This is a genomic window from Agromyces sp. NSFZ, from assembly GCF_056156205.1.
Window position 1 is genome coordinate 1,775,051 of the sequence record NZ_CM149585.1, and the last position, 21,485, is coordinate 1,796,535.

The following is a 21,485-nucleotide window of genomic DNA, read 5'->3' on the forward strand; positions in this document are numbered from 1 at the left end:
GTGTCAGACCCAGTGATCCTCGCATCCCAGCACAACGACGCCTCCTTCGAGGACGTCTGGGAGGAGCTCGTCTGGCGCGGCCTCGTGCACGTGTCGACCGACCAGGCTGCGCTGAAGGAGCTCCTCGCGGGCGAGCCGATCACGTATTACTGCGGATTCGACCCGACCGCACCGAGCCTGCACCTCGGGAACCTCGTGCAGATCCTGACGTTGCGCCGCATCCAGCTGGCCGGCCACAAGCCCCTCGGACTCGTCGGCGGCTCGACCGGCCTCATCGGCGATCCGCGTCCCACCGCCGAGCGCACGCTCAACACCAAGGAGACGGTGGCCGAATGGGTCGGCTACCTGCGCGAGCAGGTGAGCCGATTCCTCTCGAGCGAGGGTGACAACGCGGTTCGCATGGTCAACAACCTCGACTGGACGGCGGGTCTCTCGGCCATCGACTTCCTCCGCGACATCGGCAAGCACTACCGCATCGGCACGATGTTGAAGAAGGACGCCGTCGCATCGCGCCTCAACTCCGAGGCGGGCATCAGCTACACCGAGTTCAGCTACCAGATCCTGCAGGGGTTCGACTACCTCGAGCTGTTCCGCCAGTACGACTGCGTGCTGCAGACCGGCGGCAGCGACCAGTGGGGCAACCTCACGAGCGGCACCGACCTCATCCACAAGGTCGAGGGCAGGCATGTGCACGCGATCGGCACGCCGCTCATCACGAACTCCGACGGCACGAAGTTCGGCAAGAGCGAGGGCAACGCCATCTGGCTGGATGCCTCGATGTGCAGCCCCTACCGCTTCTACCAGTTCTGGCTCAACACCGACGACGCCGACGTCGTGTCGCGACTCAAGGTGTTCACGTTCCTCAGCCGAGCCCGCATCGAAGAGCTCGAGGCGCTCGTCGAACGCGAGCCGTTCCGGCGTGAGGCACAACGCGTGCTCGCCCACGAGGTGACGACGCTCGTGCACGGCGAGGAGGCCACTGCCAAGGTGGTGGCCGCGTCCGAGGCGCTCTTCGGTCGGGGGGATCTCTCGACCCTCGATCCCGACACGCTCGAGGCGGCCCTTCGCGAGCTGCCGAACACGACCACGTCACCGGATGCCCCGATCGCGCAGCTCCTCGCGGATACCGGCCTCGTCTCGAGCCAGAGCGAGGGCCGGCGCGCCATAGCCCAGGGCGGAGTCTCCCTCGACAACGTCAAGGTCGACGATGAGACGGCGACCATCGAGGGACGCGTCCCTCGCGGTGGAATGGCGGTCCTGCGGCGCGGCAAGAAGACCCTGGCGGGGGTCTTCGTGGAGTAGGTCGTGGTCGCGCCTCGGCCGCCTGGAATCGGTGGATTGGGGCGCGACACGCCCGGGATACAGGGCCGACTTGCACGGCCCCGGGGATGGACGTAAAGTAATCACTCGTTGCCCCAAAGGCGCGAAAGAGCGAGAGAGTTCGAACTCCTCCTCATCGCCCTCAAGCGGAACGATTCCAAGCCTCGAACAGACAACTGGTCGGTGAGCTTGAAGCATGCGGACTCGTCCTACGGGATGACCGAATGGAAACACAACGAAACCGGCCTCGGACGAGGTGCCTCATGGCGCCGAACCGAGGGCGTCCGTTTCTTGAGAACTCAACAGCGTGCACTATGTTCAATGCCAATTTTTTGAACCCTGTCCTGCCTCTTCGGGGGTGGGTGGGATTCCTTTGATTGATGGACAATTTGATTTTTTGAGTCAGTTGTTTCTCTGTCGGAGATCGAACTTGACTGGCCTTCGGGTTGGTTGAACCAGTTTTTTTGGAGAGTTTGATCCTGGCTCAGGACGAACGCTGGCGGCGTGCTTAACACATGCAAGTCGAACGATGAACTCCAGCTTGCTGGGGGGATTAGTGGCGAACGGGTGAGTAACACGTGAGTAACCTGCCCTGGACTCTGGGATAACCCCGAGAAATCGGAGCTAATACCGGATAGGACCCTGGACCGCATGGTTCGGGGTGGAAAGTTTTTTCGGTTTGGGATGGACTCGCGGCCTATCAGCTTGTTGGTGAGGTAATGGCTCACCAAGGCGTCGACGGGTAGCCGGCCTGAGAGGGTGACCGGCCACACTGGGACTGAGACACGGCCCAGACTCCTACGGGAGGCAGCAGTGGGGAATATTGCACAATGGGCGCAAGCCTGATGCAGCAACGCCGCGTGCGGGATGACGGCCTTCGGGTTGTAAACCGCTTTTAGTAAGGAAGAAGGGGCCTTCGGGCTTTGACGGTACTTGCAGAAAAAGGACCGGCTAACTACGTGCCAGCAGCCGCGGTAATACGTAGGGTCCGAGCGTTGTCCGGAATTATTGGGCGTAAAGAGCTCGTAGGCGGTTTGTCGCGTCTGCTGTGAAATCCCGAGGCTCAACCTCGGGCCTGCAGTGGGTACGGGCAGACTGGAGTGCGGTAGGGGAGAATGGAATTCCTGGTGTAGCGGTGGAATGCGCAGATATCAGGAGGAACACCGATGGCGAAGGCAGTTCTCTGGGCCGTAACTGACGCTGAGGAGCGAAAGCGTGGGGAGCGAACAGGATTAGATACCCTGGTAGTCCACGCCGTAAACGTTGGGCGCTAGATGTGGGGACCTTTCCACGGTTTCCGTGTCGTAGCTAACGCATTAAGCGCCCCGCCTGGGGAGTACGGCCGCAAGGCTAAAACTCAAAGGAATTGACGGGGGCCCGCACAAGCGGCGGAGCATGCGGATTAATTCGATGCAACGCGAAGAACCTTACCAAGGCTTGACATAACCGAGAACGCCGCAGAAATGTGGAACTCTTTGGACACTCGGTTACAGGTGGTGCATGGTTGTCGTCAGCTCGTGTCGTGAGATGTTGGGTTAAGTCCCGCAACGAGCGCAACCCTCGTCGCATGTTGCCAGCACGTCATGGTGGGAACTCATGTGAGACTGCCGGGGTCAACTCGGAGGAAGGTGGGGATGACGTCAAATCATCATGCCCCTTATGTCTTGGGCTTCACGCATGCTACAATGGCCGGTACAAAGGGCTGCGATGTCGTAAGGCGGAGCGAATCCCAAAAAGCCGGTCTCAGTTCGGATTGAGGTCTGCAACTCGACCTCATGAAGTCGGAGTCGCTAGTAATCGCAGATCAGCAACGCTGCGGTGAATACGTTCCCGGGCCTTGTACACACCGCCCGTCAAGTCATGAAAGTCGGTAACACCCGAAGCCGGTGGCCTAACCCCTTGTGGGAGGGAGCCGTCGAAGGTGGGATCGGTGATTAGGACTAAGTCGTAACAAGGTAGCCGTACCGGAAGGTGCGGCTGGATCACCTCCTTTCTAAGGAGCAACTCGGAGTCTTTCGGGGCTTCGCAGTGCATGCCGGATCAGACCGAACGTGTCTGCCGGCTGCTCATGGGTGGAACATTGACATAGGCATCAGCTGAGTCGTCCTGGTTCTAGTACGCCGTCTCTTTCGGGGGGTGGTTGGAACGGGTCGGGGTGAGGGGGTTGGTGCGTGCACGCTGTTGGGTCCTGAGGGACCGGGCGCATCCCCTGACCTGTGGGTCGGGGGTGGTTTGGACTCTTCAGGCCTTCACCGAGACCGACCTGTGTGGTTGGTGGGTGTGGGGGTTCTGGCCGTCTGTTGAGAACTACATAGTGGACGCGAGCATCTTAGATTGATGCCCCTTCGGGGGTGTTGATCACAATAGGTGAAACGCTGAAGAGCATCCTTTCGGGGGTGTTGTTCGGTGTTCACTGGTCAATTTCGCATCTGTGCCCTTTCGGGGGTGTGGGTGTGCGATTCGAACTCATGTGATTTCAAGTTTCTAAGAGCAAACGGTGGATGCCTTGGCATCTGGAGCCGAAGAAGGACGTCGTAATCTGCGATAAGCCTCGGGGAGCTGATAAACGAGCTGTGATCCGAGGATTTCCGAATGGGGAAACCCCGCCGGGCCCTTTGGGTGACCTGGTGACTCCCGCCTGAATGTATAGGGCGGGTAGAGGGAACGTGGGGAAGTGAAACATCTCAGTACCCACAGGAAGAGAAAACAACCGTGATTCCGTGAGTAGTGGCGAGCGAAAGCGGAAGAGGCTAAACCGGTCATGTGTGATACCCGGCAGGGGTTGCATGGTCGGGGTTGTGGGACCTCTCGGACTGTACTGCCGTGCAGTCGCGGTGACGCGTCAGGTATAGACGAACCGGATTGAAAGCCGGACCGGAGTGGGTGTGAGTCCCGTAGTCGAAATGCCTGGCCGGCCGGAGAGGGATCCCAAGTAGCACGGGGCCCGAGAAATCCCGTGTGAATCTGTCAGGACCACCTGATAAGCCTAAATACTCCCAGATGACCGATAGCGGACAAGTACCGTGAGGGAAAGGTGAAAAGTACCCCGGGAGGGGAGTGAAATAGTACCTGAAACCGTTTGCTTACAAACCGTCGGAGCCTCCTTGTTGGGGTGACGGCGTGCCTTTTGAAGAATGAGCCTGCGAGTTAGTGATCTGTGGCGAGGTTAACCCGTGTGGGGTAGCCGTAGCGAAAGCGAGTCTGAATAGGGCGTTTCAGTCGCAGGTCCTAGACCCGAAGCGAAGTGATCTATCCATGGCCAGGTTGAAGCGACGGTAAGACGTCGTGGAGGACCGAACCCACTTCAGTTGAAAATGGAGGGGATGAGCTGTGGATAGGGGTGAAAGGCCAATCAAACTTCGTGATAGCTGGTTCTCTCCGAAATGCATTTAGGTGCAGCGTTGCGTGTTTCTTGCCGGAGGTAGAGCTACTGGATGGCCGATGGGCCCCAAAAGGTTACTGACGTCAGCCAAACTCCGAATGCCGGTAAGTGAGAGCGCAGCAGTGAGACGGTGGGGGATAAGCTTCATCGTCGAGAGGGAAACAACCCAGACCACCGACTAAGGTCCCTAAGCGCGTGCTAAGTGGGAAAGGATGTGGAGTTGCACAGACAACCAGGAGGTTGGCTTAGAAGCAGCCACCCTTGAAAGAGTGCGTAATAGCTCACTGGTCAAGTGATTCCGCGCCGACAATGTAACGGGGCTCAAGCACGCCACCGAAGTCGTGGCATTACCGCATTCGATAGGCCTTCGTGGTCCAGTCGTGGTGATGGGTAGGAGAGCGTCGTGTGGCGAGTGAAGCGGCGGTGTGAACCAGCCGTGGACGCCACACGAGTGAGAATGCAGGCATGAGTAGCGAAAGACGGGTGAGAAACCCGTCCTCCGGAAGACCAAGGGTTCCAGGGTCAAGCTAATCTGCCCTGGGTAAGTCGGGACCTAAGGCGAGGCCGACAGGCGTAGTCGATGGACAACGGGTTGATATTCCCGTACCGGCGAAGAACCGCCCACACGAGACCAGGAGTGCTAAGCATCCTAATCCATGCACGATCCCTTCGGGGTGACGCGTGGGGCGGCATGCGACCCCGTCTGGTGGAGTGAGCGTATTAACAGGTGTGACGCAGGAAGGTAGCCGAACCCGGGCGATGGTTGACCCGGGGCAAGCGTGTAGGCCGAACCGTAGGCAAATCCGCGGTTCACGAGGCTGAGACGCGATGCGGATGAAAAGTTGGTGATCCTATGCTGCCGAGAAAAGCATCGACGCGAGGTTCCAGCCGCCCGTACCCCAAACCGACTCAGGTGGTCAGGTAGAGAATACCGAGGAGATCGAGAGAATCGTGGTTAAGGAACTCGGCAAAATGCCCCCGTAACTTCGGGAGAAGGGGGGCCCGAAGCGTGAACCCACTTGCTGGGGGAAGCGTGGAGTGGCCGCAGAGACCAGTGGGAAGCGACTGTTTACTAAAAACACAGGTCCGTGCCAAGTCGCAAGACGATGTATACGGACTGACGCCTGCCCGGTGCTGGAAGGTTAAGAGGACCGGTTAGCCGCAAGGCGAAGCTGAGAATTTAAGCCCCAGTAAACGGCGGTGGTAACTATAACCATCCTAAGGTAGCGAAATTCCTTGTCGGGTAAGTTCCGACCTGCACGAATGGCGTAACGACTTCCCAGCTGTCTCAACCGCGAACTCGGCGAAATTGCATTACGAGTAAAGATGCTCGTTACGCGCAGCAGGACGGAAAGACCCCGTGACCTTTACTACAGCTTGGTATTGGTGTTCGGTGTGGCTTGTGTAGGATAGGTGGGAGACTTTGAAGCGGGCACGCCAGTGTTCGTGGAGTCATTGTTGAAATACCACTCTGGTCACTCTGGATATCTAACTTCGAACCGTGATCCGGTTCAGGGACAGTGCCTGGTGGGTAGTTTAACTGGGGCGGTTGCCTCCCAAAAAGTAACGGAGGCGCCCAAAGGTTCCCTCAACCTGGTTGGCAATCAGGTGGCGAGTGTAAGTGCACAAGGGAGCTTGACTGTGAGACTGACAGGTCGAGCAGGGACGAAAGTCGGGACTAGTGATCCGGCAGTGGCTTGTGGAAGCGCTGTCGCTCAACGGATAAAAGGTACCTCGGGGATAACAGGCTGATCTTGCCCAAGAGTCCATATCGACGGCATGGTTTGGCACCTCGATGTCGGCTCGTCGCATCCTGGGGCTGGAGTAGGTCCCAAGGGTTGGGCTGTTCGCCCATTAAAGCGGTACGCGAGCTGGGTTTAGAACGTCGTGAGACAGTTCGGTCCCTATCCGCTGCGCGCGTAGGAAATTTGAGAGGATCTGACCCTAGTACGAGAGGACCGGGTTGGACGAACCTCTGGTGTGCCAGTTGTTCCGCCAGGAGCACCGCTGGTTAGCTACGTTCGGGATGGATAACCGCTGAAAGCATCTAAGCGGGAAGCCGGCCTCGAGATGAGATTTCCATCCCTTCGGGGGAGAGGCTCCCAGCCAGACGACTGGGTTGATAGGCCGGATGTGGAAGACAGGACTAACGACTGTCGCAGCTGACCGGTACTAATACGCCGATAACTTGACAATCACTACACACAACCATGTTTGCAAAGGCTGGGTTGTGTGGCCGACAAGATTGCTCGCGTCCACTCTGTGGTTCCCAACAGACGGAAACCCGACAACACCACACAGACAACACCCCAACCCCCGACCACCCGCGGTCAGGGCGAACGGGGTGCCGAGACCACCAACACCACACCCAAGAGTGTGCCCCTGTTGGTTCTAGAGTTTCGGCGGCCATAGCGCGAGGGAAACGCCCGGACACATTCCGAACCCGGAAGCTAAGACTCGCAGCGCCGATGGTACTGCAGGGGCGACCCTGTGGGAGAGTAGGACACCGCCGGACATCCATTCGAAGAGTGGCCACCCACCGCGATCAATTGCGATCGCCGGCGGGTGGCCATTTCTCGTTAACGGGCCGAAGCATCGCCGGCCGCAGTACCGTTGAGTCCCAAGCGGACTCCACACCCGAAGGACACTCGTGAGCGACTCCAAGGACGAATCCGACGGCAGGGAACGGCCCCGCCGCGGCGACGAACGGCCCGGCCGGCGGCCGCAGGGCGGTGCCCGCGGCGCCACCGGAGGCCGGCCGACCGGAGACCGGCCCTCGAAGCGCCCGTACTCAGGTGGGGGCGAGAAGCGTCCGTACGGTGACCGCGATGCGAAGCGCCCCTATGGTGACCGCGATGCGAAGCGTCCGTACTCCGGTGGCGGCGAGAAGCGTCCGTATGGTGACCGGGACGCGAAGCGTCCGTACTCCGGTGGCGGCGAGAAGCGTCCGTATGGTGACCGGGACGCGAAGCGCCCGTACTCCGGTGGCGGCGAGAAGCGCCCGTATGGTGACCGCGATGCGAAGCGCCCGTACTCCGGTGGCGGCGAGAAGCGCCCGTACTCCGGTGGCGGCGAGAAGCGCCCGTACTCCGGTGGCGGCGAGAAGCGCCCCTACTCTGGTGGCGGCGACAAGCGCCCCTACGGCGACCGCGACGCGAAACGCCCGTACTCCGGCGGCGAGAAGCGTCCCTACAGTGGCGCGCGGAGCGACGACCGGCGCGGTGGCCGGCCCGACACGCGCGGCGGCCGAGGCGAGCAGCGTCCTCCCCGCGAGACCTTCGGTGCGGCCGAGCTCGCGGTGCGCCCCCGGCACGACGATCCCGAGATTCCCGATTCGATCGAGGCGCGCGACCTCGAGAAGAGCGCCCGCGCCGAATTGAAGACGCTGAGCAAGGAGAACGCCGACTGGGTCGCGCGGCACCTGGTCGCGGCATCCATGTACCTCGACGTCGATCCCGAGCTGGCGCACCGGCATGCGATGTCGGCCGGACGACGTGCCGGCCGCATCGCCGTGGTGCGCGAGACGCTCGCGATCACCGCGTACGCGACCGGCGACTTCGCCCTGGCCCTGCGCGAGCTGCGCACGTATCGCCGCATCTCCGGCCGCAATGACCAGCTCCCGCTCATGGTGGACAGCGAACGCGGTGTCGGGCGCCCCGACCGCGCGCTCGAGGTCGGCCGTTCCGTCGACCGCACGACGCTCCCCGCGGCCGTGCAGGTCGGACTCGCGATCGCGATGTCGGGCGCGCGCCTCGACCTGAACCAGCCCGAGTTGGCACTCGCCGAGCTGGAGATCCCGCAGCTCGACCCCGACCGCGCGTTCTCGTACAGCCCGGCACTGTTCGCGGCGTACGCGGAGGTGCTCGAGGAACTCGGCCGCACGGCGGAGGCCGCGAACTGGCGGGCCCGCGCGGATCGCGCCGAGGAGGCGCTCCGCGGTCCGGCCGAGTCCGAGGTCGTCGAGATCTTCGAGGTCGAGCTCGATGAGGGCGAGGATGACGCGGAGCGGCCGGCGCCGGCGACATCCGTCGCGGAAGAGGCATCCGACGCCCCGGCCGAGCCCGACGTGATCGGCGATCCGGGCGCCGTGCTCGAGGACGACGTGGCCGCGGTGCTCGCCGAGGGCGAGCTCCTGGAGCGCGAGTCCGGTGCCGGGCCGGATGCCGGCGACAGCGACGAGGACGCGCCCGATGGGCCTGTTCCGCACGCGGGCTGAGGCGTCGACGCCGCTCGACGGGATCGACGCGGTGTTCGCCGACCTCGACGGCGTCGTCTACGCCGGTCACGGCGCGATTCCGCACGCCGTCGAGAGCCTGAACCGCACCAAGGCGTCGCACGCCGTCGGGTACATCACGAACAACGCGTCGCGAAGCGATGCATCCGTCGCCCGTCACCTCGCAGAGCTCGGACTCCAGGTCGTTCCCGACGACGTGGTGACCTCGCCGCAGGCGGCCATGCGGCTGCTCGAGCAACACGTCGAACCGGGTGCGCTCGTCTTCGTCGTCGGTGGCGAGGGCATCGTCGCCGAGCTCGAGAAGCGCGGCTACCGGGTCACGCGATCCGCGGATGACGCGCCCGCGGCCGTCGTGCAGGGGTTCGCGCCCGAGGTGGGCTGGCGCGAGCTCGCCGAGGCGTCGTTCGCCCTGAACGCGCACGGCGGGCCGGACGCCGCGACCCCGGGCATCCCGTGGATCGCCACGAACATGGACTGGACGATCCCGGTCGCTCGGGGCATCGCGCCCGGCAACGGCACGCTCGTCTCCGCGGTGCACACGGCCGTCGGTCGCCTTCCGGTCGTCGCCGGCAAGCCCGAGACGCCGATCTTCGAGGAGGCGATGCGCCGATTCGGCGCCGAGCGGCCGCTCGTCGTCGGCGACCGGCTCGACACCGACATCCTCGGTGCGAATCGCGCCGGCATGAGGAGCGCCCTCGTGCTCACCGGCATCGACCGCGCGAAGCAGGTGCTCGCCGCGGACGCCAAGAGCCGCCCCGACTTCATCCTCGGCGACCTGCGGGAGCTCCATGAACCGTACCCGGCCGTCGAGACCGCGCGCGACGGTGGCGTGCGGGTGCGGGGTGCGCGCGTCCGCGTCGACGGCAATCGTGTGGCCGTGGTGGCCGACGGCGACGGCTCGCTCGACCTGCTCCGTGCCGCCTGCGCGGCGATCTGGTCGTCGGGCACCGCGATCCATGCGCTCGAGGTGCCGTCCCGGCTGTACTCCTGAGCGCCGTGCTCCTCGGCGCAATGCCGCGGCATGGGGCCGCACCGACGGCGGGGCGAGGTAGCGTGGTCGGGTGAGCACTGACGACGAGCCCGCCGCGGCAGCCGACCAGACCGTCGCGGAACTCCGCGACATCGAGTCGAAGCCGCTCGGCGAGCGCGCTCGGGGCTACCAGGAGATCGCCGACCGGCTGCGCACGGAACTCGAGCACTCCGATCCCTCGCGCGGCCCGAGTTGACGATGCCCGAGCAGCGGCTCGATGCCGCCCTCGCGGCACGGGGTCTCGCGCGCTCGCGCACGCACGCGGCCGCACTCATCGCCGGAGGCGTGGTGACCGTCGACGGACGGCCGGCCGTGAAGCCGGCGATGAAGGTCTCCGAGCACGCAGACCTCGTGGTCGCGGCATCCGACCACTACGTGAGCCGGGCCGCCCACAAGCTCATCGCCGCGCTCGACGGATTCGGCGTCGACCCCGCGGGTCGCGTGGTGCTCGACGCCGGTGCGTCGACCGGCGGCTTCACCCAGGTGCTGCTCGAGCGCGGCGCGCGGGTCGTGCTCGCGGTCGACGTGGGCCACGGCCAGCTCGCGCCCGTGCTGCACGACGCACCGGGCCTCGTGCTCGTCGAGGGCTGCAACGTGCGAAGCCTCGACCGGCCGCGGCTCGCGGCGTTGACCGGCGTGACCGAGCCTCCGTCCCTCGTGACCGCCGACCTGTCGTTCATCTCGCTCACCACCGTGCTGCCTGCGCTGCACTCGACTGCCGCCGCGGACGCCGACTTCGTGCTGCTCGTGAAGCCGCAGTTCGAGGTCGGCCGCGGCGGGGTGCGCGAGGGGGTGGTGCGGGATGCCGCGCTCCGATCCGAGGCCGTCGCGAACGTGCTGTGGGCGGCCTTCGACCTCGGGCTCGGAACGGTCGGCGTCTTGTCCTCCCCAATCGCGGGCAGCCACGGCAATCACGAATACCTCGTGCACCTCAGCGCCTCACGCGGGGTGAATCCGACAGAATGGATGCGTCGGGTGGAGCAGCTGACTGGAGGCACGAACGCGTGAACGACGCACGGCACTTCCTCGTGGTCTCCCACACCGGCAGGCAGTCCGCCCTCGAGGCGACGGGCGAAGTGTGCTCGCAGCTGCTCGCCGAAGGTGCGGTCCCCGTGATCGCCGCCGAGCACTGGGAAGAGGTGCACGCCTTCGTTCCCGAGCTCAACGGCCGGGTCAAGCGCTTCGAGGAGGTCGACCCGAACCTCGTCGAGCTCGTCATCGTGCTGGGTGGCGACGGCACGATCCTGCGTGCCGCCGAACTCATGCGCGACCACAACGTCGCGCTCCTCGGGGTGAACCTCGGACATGTCGGGTTCCTCGCCGAGAGCGAGCGCGACGACCTCGGGTACACCGTCGCCCGCGCCCTGGCCCGTGACTACACCGTTGAGGAGCGCATGACGCTCTCGGTACGTGCGAAGGTCGGCAACGAGGTCGTCTACGAGAGCTGGGCGCTCAACGAGGCGACCGTCGAGAAGGCCGAGCGCGAGCGCATGCTCGAGGTCGTGGTCGAGGTCGACCGAAGGCCGCTGTCCTCGTTCGGATGCGACGGCATCGTGATGTCGACACCCACGGGTTCGACCGCGTACTCCTTCTCCGCCGGCGGCCCGGTGGTGTGGCCGAGCCTCGAAGCGCTGCTGCTCGTGCCGCTCAGCGCGCACGCCCTGTTCGCCCGCCCGCTGGTCGTGGGTCCCGAATCCTCGCTCGCGGTCGAGATCCTGCAGCGAACCGAGGCGGCCGCCGTCATCTGGTGCGACGGCCGTCGCACGTTCGACCTGCCGCCCGGCGCTCGCGTCATCGTGCGCCGGTCGCCGGTGCCGGTGCGCCTCGCTCGCCTGCACGAGGCGCCCTTCACCGACCGGCTGGTCAACAAGTTCCAGTTGCCGGTCACGGGCTGGCGAGGCCCGGGCAGACGCGAATGAGGGCTGCGATGAGCGAGGTCGGCAGAGGTGAGGTCCGCCGTGATTGAGGAACTCGGCATCCGCGACCTCGGCGTGATCGCCGAGGCCACACTTCCGCTCGGCGCGGGATTCACCGCCGTCACGGGTGAGACCGGAGCCGGCAAGACCATGGTCGTCACCGCGCTCGGCCTCCTGCTCGGCGCTCGCGCCGACGCCGGCGCCGTGCGCGCCGGCGCGAAGCAGGCGTGGGTCGAGGGCCGCTGGCTCGTTCCCGACGACGGCGCCATCGCCGAACGCGTGGCCGAGACGGGCGGCGAGATCGACGACGGTGAGTTGCTCCTCGGCCGGTCGGTGTCCTCCGAGGGGCGCAGCCGCGCCGTCGTGGGCGGCCGCAGCGCCCCCGTCGGCGTGCTCGGCGATCTCGGCGACGAGCTCGTGGTGGTGCACGGCCAGGCGGACCAGCAACGCCTGCGCTCCGCGGTGGCCCAGCGCGACGCGCTCGACCGCTTCGCGGGCACCCCGCTGGCGGCTGCGCTGGCCGAGTACCGCGAGGCCTTCACGGCGTGGCGCGCCGACGCCGCCGAGCTCGAACGGCTGCGCGACGCTCACGATGCCAGGGCTCGTGAGGCCGAGGACCTGCGCGAGGCCCTCGAGGAGGTCGAGGCCACCGACCCGCAGCCCGGCGAAGACGCCGAGCTCGCCGAGCGCGCCGACCGCCTCTCGAACCTCGAGGAGCTCCGCCTCGCCGCCGCGCAGGCGCGAGCCCTCGTGTCGGCCGAGGACCTCACCGACGGCGCGCCCGACGCCATCGCCCTCGTCGACAGCGCGAAGCGCCACCTCGAGCACGTCGTCGAGCACGATTCGACGCTCGTGCCCATCGCCGAAGCCCTGCAGAGCGCCGGATTCCTGCTCGCCGACGCCGCGACCGAGCTCGCCGGCTACCTCGCCGGGCTCGACGCCGACAGCGCCCGTGAGCTCGAGATCGTGCAGGAGCGGCGTGCGCTCATCACGGCGCTCATCCGACGACACGGAGGCTCCCTCGACGAGGTGCTCGAGTTCCGGCGCACCGGTGGACTGCGTCTCGTCGAGCTCGACGGCGACGACGATCGCATCGCGCTGCTCGAGGCATCCGTCGCCGAGCTGGCCGACGAGGTCGACCGGCTGGCAGCGAGGCTCACCGAGCTGCGCGGCCAGGCGGCCGAGCGGCTCGCGGCAGCCGTCACCGACGAACTCGCGGCGCTCGCGATGCCCGACGCGCGCCTCAGCATCACCGTCGACGCCGATCATGAGCCGGCAGCCCACGGTCGCGACCAGGTGGCGATCCTGCTGCAGCCGCACCCGGGCGCCGAGCCGCGCCCCGTGTCGCGGGGCGCGTCGGGTGGCGAGCTCTCGCGCGTCATGCTCGCGATCGAGGTGGTCATCGCCGGCACCGACCCAGTGCCCACGTTCGTCTTCGACGAGGTCGACGCGGGCGTCGGCGGCGCGGCGGCCATCGAGATCGGCCGGCGACTCGCGCGGCTCGCCGAACGGTCGCAGGTGATCGTGGTCACCCACCTCGCCCAAGTGGCCGCCTTCGCCACGAACCACCTGAGCGTCGTGAAGGGCACCGACGGGCAGGTGACGTCGTCGAGCGTCCGGCAACTGGCCGGTGCCGAACGCGAGGCCGAGATGGCACGGTTGCTGTCGGGCCTCGCCGATTCCGAGAGCGGCCTCGCGCATGCGCGCGAGTTGCTGGAGATCGCCGCGGATCGGGCGGCATGAACATCGCGGCACCGCGTCGCGTGAACGCGGCGTCGAGTTGACGCCATCGGAGAAGGGGGAGCGCGTGGGGCATGTCGGCCGGGCTGGCGACGATCGTGGGTTAGACTATAAGCCCGTGGTGGATGAACGCGGCAGAGCTCTTTCGAGCACAGACAATTCGAACCTCGACTCTTCGAACGACACGACCAAGCACATCTTCGTGACCGGTGGTGTCGTTTCTTCGTTGGGCAAGGGACTCACGGCGGCGAGCCTCGGCAACCTCCTGACGGCCAGGGGCCTCCGGGTGGTCATGCAGAAGCTGGATCCGTACCTCAACGTCGACCCGGGCACCATGAACCCGTTCCAGCACGGTGAGGTCTTCGTCACCGACGACGGCGCCGAGACCGACCTCGACATCGGGCACTACGAGCGATTCCTCGACATCAACCTGTCGCAGGCCGCCAACGTGACGACCGGCCAGATCTATTCGACGGTGATCGCCAAGGAGCGTCGCGGCGAGTACCTCGGCGACACGGTGCAGGTGATCCCGCACATCACCGACGAGATCAAGCGCCGCATGCGCCTGCAGGCCACCGAGAGCCCGAAGCCCGACGTGATCATCACCGAGATCGGCGGCACCGTGGGCGACATCGAGTCGCAGCCGTTCATCGAGTCGGCGAGGCAGGTGCGGCATGAGCTCGGCCGCAAGAACGTGTTCTTCGTGCACGTGTCGCTCGTGCCCTACATGGGCGCCTCGGGCGAGCAGAAGACGAAGCCGACGCAGCACTCCGTTGCGGCGCTGCGCTCCATCGGCATCCAGCCCGACGCGCTCGTGCTCCGCAGCGATCGCCCCGTCACCGAGGGGAACAAGCGCAAGATCGCGCTCATGTGCGACGTCGACGAGGCAGCCGTCGTGAACGCGGTCGACGTTCCGTCGATCTACGACATCCCCACGATGCTGCACGACCAGGGCCTCGACGCGTACATCATCGACGCGCTCGGTCTCGACGGCAGGGCCGCCGACGTCGACTGGTCGGGCTGGAGCGAGCTCCTCGAGGTCGTGCACGACCCGAAGCACGAGGTCACCATCGGACTCGTCGGCAAGTACATCGACCTGCCCGACGCGTACCTCTCGGTCACCGAGGCGCTGCGCGCCGGCGGCTTCGCGAACGACACCAAGGTCAACATCGAGTGGATCCCCTCCGACGAGTGCCGCACGCCCGAGGGCGCGCAGAAGCACCTCGCACATCTCGACGGCATCTGCGTGCCGGGCGGATTCGGGGTTCGCGGCATCGAGGGCAAGCTCGGCGCGCTGCGGTTCGCCCGTGAGAACGCGCTTCCGGCACTGGGCCTCTGTCTCGGCCTGCAGTGCATGGTCATCGAGTACTCGCGCAACGTCGTCGGCCTGCCCGGCGCCTCGTCGAGCGAGTTCGACCCCGACACCGAGTTCCCGGTCATCGCGACCATGGAGGAGCAGGTGGAGATCATCGCGGGCGGCGACCTCGGCGGCACGATGCGCCTCGGCCTGTATCCCGCCAAGCTCGCCGACGGCTCCATCGCGGCCGAGCTCTACGGGTCGACCGAGGTCTCCGAGCGGCACCGGCACCGTTACGAGGTGAACAACGCCTACCGCGACCGCATCGCGCAGGCGGGCATGGTGTTCTCGGGCATGTCGCCCGACCGGCACCTCGTCGAGTTCGTCGAGCTTCCGCGCGAGGTCCACCCGTTCTACGTCGGCACGCAGGCGCACCCCGAGCTCCGCAGCCGCCCGAACAACGCGCACCCGCTGTTCCGCGGGCTCGTGGGCGCGGCGCTCGAGCGGCAGCAGGCGAGCCTGCTCTTCGACGTCGCCAATGGCTGAGCCGTCGCCGGAGCCGCCCGCAGCGGCCGTCGGCCCGCGCGACGGGGTCGTCAGCCTCGCCGACGAGCGGGTCGACCTGCCGCTCGTCGCGAGCCGACGGGTGTTCGAAGGACGCATCTGGGATGTGCGCCGCGACACGTTCGAGTACGGCGGGGAGCACCTCGTGCGCGAGTACGTCGACCATCCCGGCGCGGTCGCCGTGGTCGCCATCGACGATGGCGGCCGGATCTTCCTGATCCGCCAGTACCGGCATGCGGTGCGCACCCGCGAGTGGGAGATCCCCGCCGGGCTCCTCGACGTGCACGGCGAGGACCCGCTCGCCACGGCCAAGCGGGAGCTCGCCGAGGAGGGCGACCTCGAGGCATCCGAGTGGGCCGTGCTCATCGACGTCTACACGTCACCCGGCGGCAGCGACGAGGCGATCCGCATCTACCTCGCCCGCGGGCTCCGCCCGGCCGACCAGGTGTTCGAGCGCGAGGCCGAAGAGGCCGACATGCAGACGCACTGGGCCGACCTCGACGACTGCGTCGATGCGGTGCTCGCGCGCCGCGTGCAGAATTCGTCGCTCGTCTACGGCACCCTCGCCGCCTTCGCGGCGCGCGCCCGGGGCTGGCAGGGCCTCGCGCCCGCGGACGCCCCCTGGCCCGGTCGCTCGACTCCGCGCCCGGAGACGGCAGGGCCATGACCGTGGCCGCGTCCGTCGAGGGGTACCTGCGGCACCTCACGGTGGAACGCGGTCTCGCGCGCAACACGGTGACGTCGTATCGCCGTGACCTCGGCATCTACGGCGACTGGCTTGCGGCCCGCGGGTTCGACGGTCCTGGCACCGTGGGGGAGCAGGACATCGCCGACTTCGTGCGCTTCCTCGGTTCCGAGCGCCGGCCGACGCTCGCGACCTCGTCGATCGCCCGAGTGCTGTCGGCGGTGCGCGGCCTGCACCGCTTCCTCGCCGAGGAAGGACTGATCGAGGCGGATGTCTCGCGCGAGCTGCGTCCGCCGAAGCTGCCCATGCGGCTGCCGAAGGCCATTCCCGTCGAGGACGTGGAGGCGCTCATCGCGGCGGCCGGCGGGGAGGAGGTGCACGAACTGCGCGACGCGGCACTGCTCGAGCTGCTCTACGCGACGGGCGCCCGGGTGTCGGAGGCGGTGTCGCTGAACGTCGACGACCTCGTCGACGACGAGGTCGTGCGCCTGTTCGGCAAAGGCGGCAAGCAGCGCATCGTGCCGCTCGGCTCCTATGCGCGGCGTGCGATCGACGCGTACCTCGTGCGCGCACGTCCGACCCTGTCGGCGCGCGGCACCGCGACTCCGGCGCTCTTCCTCGGACTCCGCGGGCGGCGGATGTCGCGGCAGGCCGCATGGGACGTCATCCATCGGGCCGCCGAACGGGCCGGGCTCGGGGCATCCGTCTCGCCGCACACCCTGCGCCACTCGTTCGCCACCCACCTGCTCGAGGGCGGCGCCGACGTGCGCGTGGTGCAGGAGCTGCTCGGGCACTCGTCGGTCGCGACCACCCAGATCTACACGCTGGTCACAGCCGATACACTCCGGGAGATGTACACGGCAGCCCACCCACGTGCTCGCTAGAATCGACCAAGCGCGCACACGGATGCAGGCTCTGACGACGCGGGAGAGAGACCACACGTGACCCACCAGACACAGGACCCGGCAGACGGAATCGCGTCGCTGGAGTCCGAGGTCGGTCCGACCGGTCGCCCGCACCGCGACTTCCCCGAGCCCACGGCCCTGCGGTCGCACGGGCCCGCCCGCATCATCGCGCTCTGCAACCAGAAGGGCGGCGTCGGCAAGACCACGACGACGATCAACCTCGGTGCGACCCTCGCCGAGTACGGCAGGCGCGTGCTCGCCGTCGACTTCGACCCGCAGGGCGCGCTGTCGGCGGGGCTCGGCGTGCAGACGCACGACGCGCCCACGATCTACGACCTGCTGCTCTCTCGCGGTCTCGACCCGGCCGACGCCATTCAGCACACCATGGTCGACGGGCTCGACGTGATCCCCGCGAACATCGACCTGTCTGCCGCCGAGGTGCACCTCGTCACCGAGGTCGCTCGAGAGCAGATCCTCGCCGGCGTGCTGCGGCGCGTCTCAAGCGACTACGACGTCATCCTCATCGACTGCCAGCCGTCGCTCGGCCTGCTCACCGTCAACGCGCTCACGGCCAGCCACGGCGTGGTCATCCCGCTCGAATGCGAGTACTTCGCACTGCGCGGCGTCGCGCTGCTCATCGAGACCATCGACAAGGTGCGCGACCGCCTGAACCCCGCGATCGAGCTCGACGGCATCCTCGCGACCATGTACGACGCGCGCACGCTGCACTCGCGCGAGGTGCTCGAGCGGGTGGTCGACGCATTCGGCGAGAAGGTGCTCGAGACGGTCATCACGCGCACGGTGAAGTTCCCCGACGCGACGGTCGCCGCGACCCCCATCACCGAGTTCGCGCCGGAGCACCAGGCGTCGAGGTCGTACCGGCAGCTCGCGAGGGAGCTGATCTTCCGTGGCGCGGTCGCCTGAGCGCGTTCCGGTTGCCGACGACGGCGTGCCCGCCGAGCGCCTGACGGTCGACGGCGTGCCCGGCGATGCGGCAGCCGATGAGACCACGACCGGCTTCCGGGTCGCCCTCTCGAACTTCGAGGGCCCGTTCGACCTGCTGCTCTCGCTCATCGCCAAGCACGAACTCGACATCACCGAGGTGTCGCTCTCGGCGGTCACCGACGAGTTCATCTCGTACCTGAAGGGCCTCGACTCCGAGGAGGAGCTCGATCGCGCGTCGGAGTTCCTCGTGGTCGCGGCGACGCTGCTCGACCTCAAGGTCGCCGGGCTCCTGCCGCAGGGCGAGCTCGTCGACGCCGAGGACGTCGCGCTCCTCGAGGCGCGCGACCTGCTCTTCGCCCGGCTGCTGCAGTACCGCGCCTTCAAGGAGGCGTCGCGCTGGTTCGCGTCGCGCCTCGAGACCGAATCGCGGCGGCATCCGCGCAGCGTGCGCCTGGAGGACCGTTTCCGCCAGCGCGAGCCCGAGCTGCGATGGACGCTGAGCCTCGAGGACTTCGCCGCGCTCGCGGTGCTCGCGCTCACGCCGCGTGAGATCCCCGTCGTCGGCCTCGACCACCTGCACGCGCCGCTCGTGTCGATCCGCGAGCAGGCCGCGCACGTCGTCGCCGTGCTCCGGCGGGGCGATCCCGTGACGTTCCGCGAGCTCATCGCGGGCATCACCCAGTCCGGAGTGGTGGTCGCCCGCTTCCTCGCGGTGCTCGAGCTGTACCGGCACGCGGCGATCGGGTTCGAGCAGCTCGAGCCGCTCGGCGAGCTCACGCTGCGCTGGGCCGCCGACAGCTGGTCGGATGACAACCTCGAGAGCCTGGGGGCTGACTATGACGAGTGAGACGGATGCCGCGGAGTTGACGGAGGATGCCGCGGAAGAGGGTTTCGAGACGGCTCCTTCGTCGCCTCCTCAACCCGCGGAGGAGCACGGGCCCGAGCTGTCGATCGTCACGCCGCTCGACGTGCCCGGCCAGCCCAGGCTCGACCTCGACCGCGCGCTCGAGGCGATCCTGTTCATCGCCGACGAGCCGCAGAGCATCGTGCAGCTCGCCGCGGCGGTCGCGCGTCCGGTCGCCGAGGTGCGCGCCGCCATCGCCCGACTCGTCGCCGACTACGACGGCACGGGTACGTCGGGCGAGCCCCGCACCGACGTCGCCGACGAGGCGGCGGCGGCACGTGGCATCCGGCGCGGCTTCGAGCTCCGCGAGGTCGGCGGCGGCTGGCGCTTCTACGTGCGCGCCGAGTACGACACGCTCGTGACCGATTTCGTGCTCACGCAGTCCACATCGAAGCTGTCGCAGGCGGCGCTCGAGACGCTCGCCGTGATCGCGTACAAGCAGCCGATCTCACGCTCGTCGATCGCCTCGATCCGCGCGGTCAACGTCGACTCCGTGGTGCGCACCCTGCTCGGCCGGGGGCTCATCACCGAGGTCGACACGGATGCCGAGACCGGGGCGATCCTCTACGGCACCACCGACCTGCTGCTCACGAACCTCGGCGTCAACTCGATCGAGGAGCTGCCGCACATCTCGCCGCTGCTCGACGACGGCCAGGGGGGATTCGACCGTGACTGACCAGCAGGACCGCAGTGGGCAACGGCTCCAGAAGGTGCTCGCCGCGGCGGGCGTGGCGAGCCGCCGGGTGTCGGAGCAGCTCATCGTCGAGGGCCGGGTCGAGGTCAACGGCCAGGTGGTCACGGAGCTCGGCAGCCGGGTCGACCCCGCGACCGACCTGGTCGCGGTCGACGGCGTCGCCGTGCAGCTCGACCCCGCGAAGCGCTACTACATGCTGAACAAGCCCCGCGGCGTGGTGTCGTCGATGCGCGACGAACAGGGCCGCCCCGACCTCCGACGCTTCACCGACGGGCTCGAGGAGCGCGTCTTCAACGTGGGCCGCCTCGACGCGGAGACGAGCGGCCTGCTGCTGCTCACGAACGACGGCGAGCTGGCGCACGTGCTCGCGCACCCGTCGTTCGGCGTGGAGAAGACATACATCGCCAAGGTGCGCGGCCGGATGACCCCGCAGACCGTCCAGCGACTCAAGCAGGGGATCGAACTCGACGACGGGCCCATCGCGATCGATCGCGGACGCATCCTGCAGCAGCAGGGCGACGACCGGCACACCATGGTCGAGGTGACCCTGCACTCGGGGCGGAACCGCATCGTGCGGCGGATGCTCGACGCGGTGGGGCATCCGGTCACCGACCTCGTGCGTCGCAGCTTCGGCCCGCTGCATCTCGGCACCCTGAAGTCGGGCGCCATGCGCGAGTTGACTAAGGTGGAACTCGGCCGACTGCTCACGATCTCCCGCGCTGCCGACACCGCGCGCGACGACACGCGATCGGATGACGGGGCCGTATCGAACGAAGGGGACTCGTGACCGAATCACGCCTGATCGGCCCGGTGCGCGTCGTCGGCGTCGGTCTCCTCGGTGCGAGCATCGGCCTCGGCCTCAAAGCGAAGGGCATCGACGTCATCCTCGCCGACGCGTCACCCACGCACCTCGCGATCGCCGTCGACTACGGTGCCGGCCGGCCCGCCGAGCCGGGCGACCGGCCTCAGCTCATCGTGGTGTGCGTGCCGCCCGATGTCACCGCCGACGTCGTCGCCGCCGAGCTCGAGGCGTACCCCGAGGCCCTCGTGACGGATGTCGCGAGCGTCAAGCTCGCCGTCTACGACGACCTCAAGGCACGCGGCGCCGACCTCTCCCGCTACATCGGCACCCACCCGATGGCGGGCCGCGAGCGGGGCGGACCGATGTCGGGCCGCGCGGACCTCTTCGTCGGACGCCCATGGGTCGTCGTCGACCACGGCAACGTCTCGTACCAGAATGCCGCCGCCATCGACGACCTGATCCTCGACCTCGGGGCGACCCTCGTCGAGCTCACCCCTGAGCAGCACGACCAGGCGGTCGCGCTCGTGTCGCACGTGCCCCAGGTCGTGTCGAGCCTCCTGGCGCGCCGACTCATCGAGGCGCCGCACGCCTCCCTGAACCTCGCCGGACAGGGGCTGCGCGATGTCACGCGCATCGCGGCGAGCGATCCCGAGTTGTGGGTGCAGATCCTCGGGCAGAACGCGCGGCCGGTCGCCGAGATCCTCCGCGCCTACCGCGACGACCTCGACCGGTTCATCGCCGCCCTCGAGGACTTCGAGGCGCCCGGCGCCCGCCGCCGCATCGCCGAGGAGCTGTTCGGCGGCAACACCGGCGTCGAGCGACTCCCCGGCAAGCACGGTGTCGACCGCCGGTACGCGAGCCTCATCGTGATGGTCGACGACCGCCCGGGGCAGCTCGCCCGGCTCTTCAACGATGTCGGCGACGCCGGCGTGAACCTCGAGGACTTCCGCCTCGAGCACTCGCCGGGCGCCCAGGTGGGCCTCGCCGAGGTCTTCGTGCTTCCCGAGGTCGTGGAGCGACTCACCGACGAGCTGGCCGCACGCGGCTGGCGGATCGCAGGCTGAACA

15 protein-coding genes and 3 rRNA genes are annotated in these 21,485 nt (G+C 67.1%); all 18 read left to right on the forward strand.

What is annotated here, in order from left to right; genetic code table 11:
* Positions 1-1,302 (forward strand): tyrosine--tRNA ligase, encoded by a 1,302-nt coding sequence (gene tyrS / locus ACVFI9_RS08375; protein ID WP_474765717.1) that lies wholly within the window; start codon positions 1-3, stop codon positions 1,300-1,302.
* A gap of 479 nt (positions 1,303-1,781) precedes the next feature.
* Positions 1,782-3,313, forward strand: a 16S ribosomal RNA gene (locus ACVFI9_RS08380).
* Between the two features lie 481 nt (positions 3,314-3,794).
* A 23S ribosomal RNA gene (locus ACVFI9_RS08385) occupies positions 3,795-6,898 on the forward strand.
* A gap of 202 nt (positions 6,899-7,100) precedes the next feature.
* Positions 7,101-7,217, forward strand: a 5S ribosomal RNA gene (gene rrf, locus ACVFI9_RS08390).
* The 16S, 23S and 5S rRNA genes sit together here, the layout of an rRNA operon.
* Positions 7,218-7,352: 135 nt before the next feature.
* The gene (locus ACVFI9_RS08395) at positions 7,353-8,918 is read left to right on the forward strand and encodes a tetratricopeptide repeat protein (RefSeq protein WP_474765718.1); all 1,566 of its coding nucleotides are present in this window, start codon (positions 7,353-7,355) and stop codon (positions 8,916-8,918) included.
* Positions 8,893-9,927 (forward strand): HAD-IIA family hydrolase, encoded by a 1,035-nt coding sequence (locus tag ACVFI9_RS08400; RefSeq protein ID WP_474765719.1) that lies wholly within the window; start codon positions 8,893-8,895, stop codon positions 9,925-9,927. The genes ACVFI9_RS08395 and ACVFI9_RS08400 overlap by 26 nt, the downstream gene beginning before the upstream one ends.
* Positions 9,928-9,997: 70 nt before the next feature.
* A complete protein-coding gene (locus ACVFI9_RS08405; RefSeq protein ID WP_474765720.1) occupies positions 9,998-10,162 on the forward strand; it encodes a hypothetical protein in 165 nt (54 codons plus the stop codon).
* A gap of 2 nt (positions 10,163-10,164) precedes the next feature.
* A complete protein-coding gene (locus ACVFI9_RS08410; RefSeq protein WP_474765722.1) occupies positions 10,165-10,974 on the forward strand; it encodes a TlyA family RNA methyltransferase in 810 nt (269 codons plus the stop codon).
* Positions 10,971-11,885, forward strand: coding sequence for an NAD kinase (locus tag ACVFI9_RS08415; RefSeq protein ID WP_474765723.1), 915 nt, complete (start codon positions 10,971-10,973; stop codon positions 11,883-11,885). Before ACVFI9_RS08410 ends, ACVFI9_RS08415 begins: the two co-directional genes overlap by 4 nt.
* A gap of 39 nt (positions 11,886-11,924) precedes the next feature.
* A complete protein-coding gene (gene recN / locus ACVFI9_RS08420; protein WP_474765725.1) occupies positions 11,925-13,625 on the forward strand; it encodes a DNA repair protein RecN in 1,701 nt (566 codons plus the stop codon).
* 199 nt (positions 13,626-13,824) lie between these two features.
* Positions 13,825-15,465 carry a CTP synthase gene (locus ACVFI9_RS08425; RefSeq protein WP_474765726.1) on the forward strand — a complete coding sequence of 547 codons (1,641 nt, stop codon included), beginning with the start codon at positions 13,825-13,827 and terminating at the stop codon, positions 15,463-15,465.
* A complete protein-coding gene (locus ACVFI9_RS08430) occupies positions 15,458-16,150 on the forward strand; it encodes an NUDIX domain-containing protein (RefSeq protein WP_474765727.1) in 693 nt (230 codons plus the stop codon). The genes ACVFI9_RS08425 and ACVFI9_RS08430 overlap by 8 nt, the downstream gene beginning before the upstream one ends.
* Positions 16,147-17,052: a site-specific tyrosine recombinase XerD gene (gene xerD / locus ACVFI9_RS08435; RefSeq protein ID WP_474765728.1), complete on the forward strand. Its 906-nt coding sequence runs from the start codon at positions 16,147-16,149 to the stop codon at positions 17,050-17,052. The genes ACVFI9_RS08430 and xerD overlap by 4 nt, the downstream gene beginning before the upstream one ends.
* Before the next feature lie 57 nt (positions 17,053-17,109).
* Entirely contained in the window at positions 17,110-17,997 is an 888-nt protein-coding gene (locus tag ACVFI9_RS08440; RefSeq protein ID WP_474765730.1) for a ParA family protein, read from the forward strand.
* 40 nt (positions 17,998-18,037) lie between these two features.
* Positions 18,038-18,865, forward strand: coding sequence for a segregation and condensation protein A (locus tag ACVFI9_RS08445; RefSeq protein ID WP_474766210.1), 828 nt, complete (start codon positions 18,038-18,040; stop codon positions 18,863-18,865).
* Positions 18,855-19,598 (forward strand): SMC-Scp complex subunit ScpB, encoded by a 744-nt coding sequence (scpB, locus tag ACVFI9_RS08450; RefSeq protein ID WP_474765732.1) that lies wholly within the window; start codon positions 18,855-18,857, stop codon positions 19,596-19,598. Before ACVFI9_RS08445 ends, scpB begins: the two co-directional genes overlap by 11 nt.
* Complete coding sequence (locus tag ACVFI9_RS08455; protein WP_474765734.1) at positions 19,591-20,403, forward strand: pseudouridine synthase; 813 nt, start codon at positions 19,591-19,593, stop codon at positions 20,401-20,403. Before scpB ends, ACVFI9_RS08455 begins: the two co-directional genes overlap by 8 nt.
* Positions 20,400-21,482, forward strand: coding sequence for a prephenate dehydrogenase (locus ACVFI9_RS08460; protein ID WP_474765736.1), 1,083 nt, complete (start codon positions 20,400-20,402; stop codon positions 21,480-21,482). Before ACVFI9_RS08455 ends, ACVFI9_RS08460 begins: the two co-directional genes overlap by 4 nt.
* Positions 21,483-21,485: the final 3 nt, after the last annotated feature.

Coding starts and splice junctions, on each gene's coding strand:
- xerD (WP_474765728.1), top strand. CDS start 16,147: ATGACCGTGGCCGCGTCCGTCGAGGGGTACCTGCGGCACCTCACGGTG.
- ACVFI9_RS08400 (WP_474765719.1), top strand. CDS start 8,893: ATGGGCCTGTTCCGCACGCGGGCTGAGGCGTCGACGCCGCTCGACGGG.
- scpB (WP_474765732.1), top strand. CDS start 18,855: ATGACGAGTGAGACGGATGCCGCGGAGTTGACGGAGGATGCCGCGGAA.
- ACVFI9_RS08410 (WP_474765722.1), top strand. CDS start 10,165: ATGCCCGAGCAGCGGCTCGATGCCGCCCTCGCGGCACGGGGTCTCGCG.
- ACVFI9_RS08430 (WP_474765727.1), top strand. CDS start 15,458: ATGGCTGAGCCGTCGCCGGAGCCGCCCGCAGCGGCCGTCGGCCCGCGC.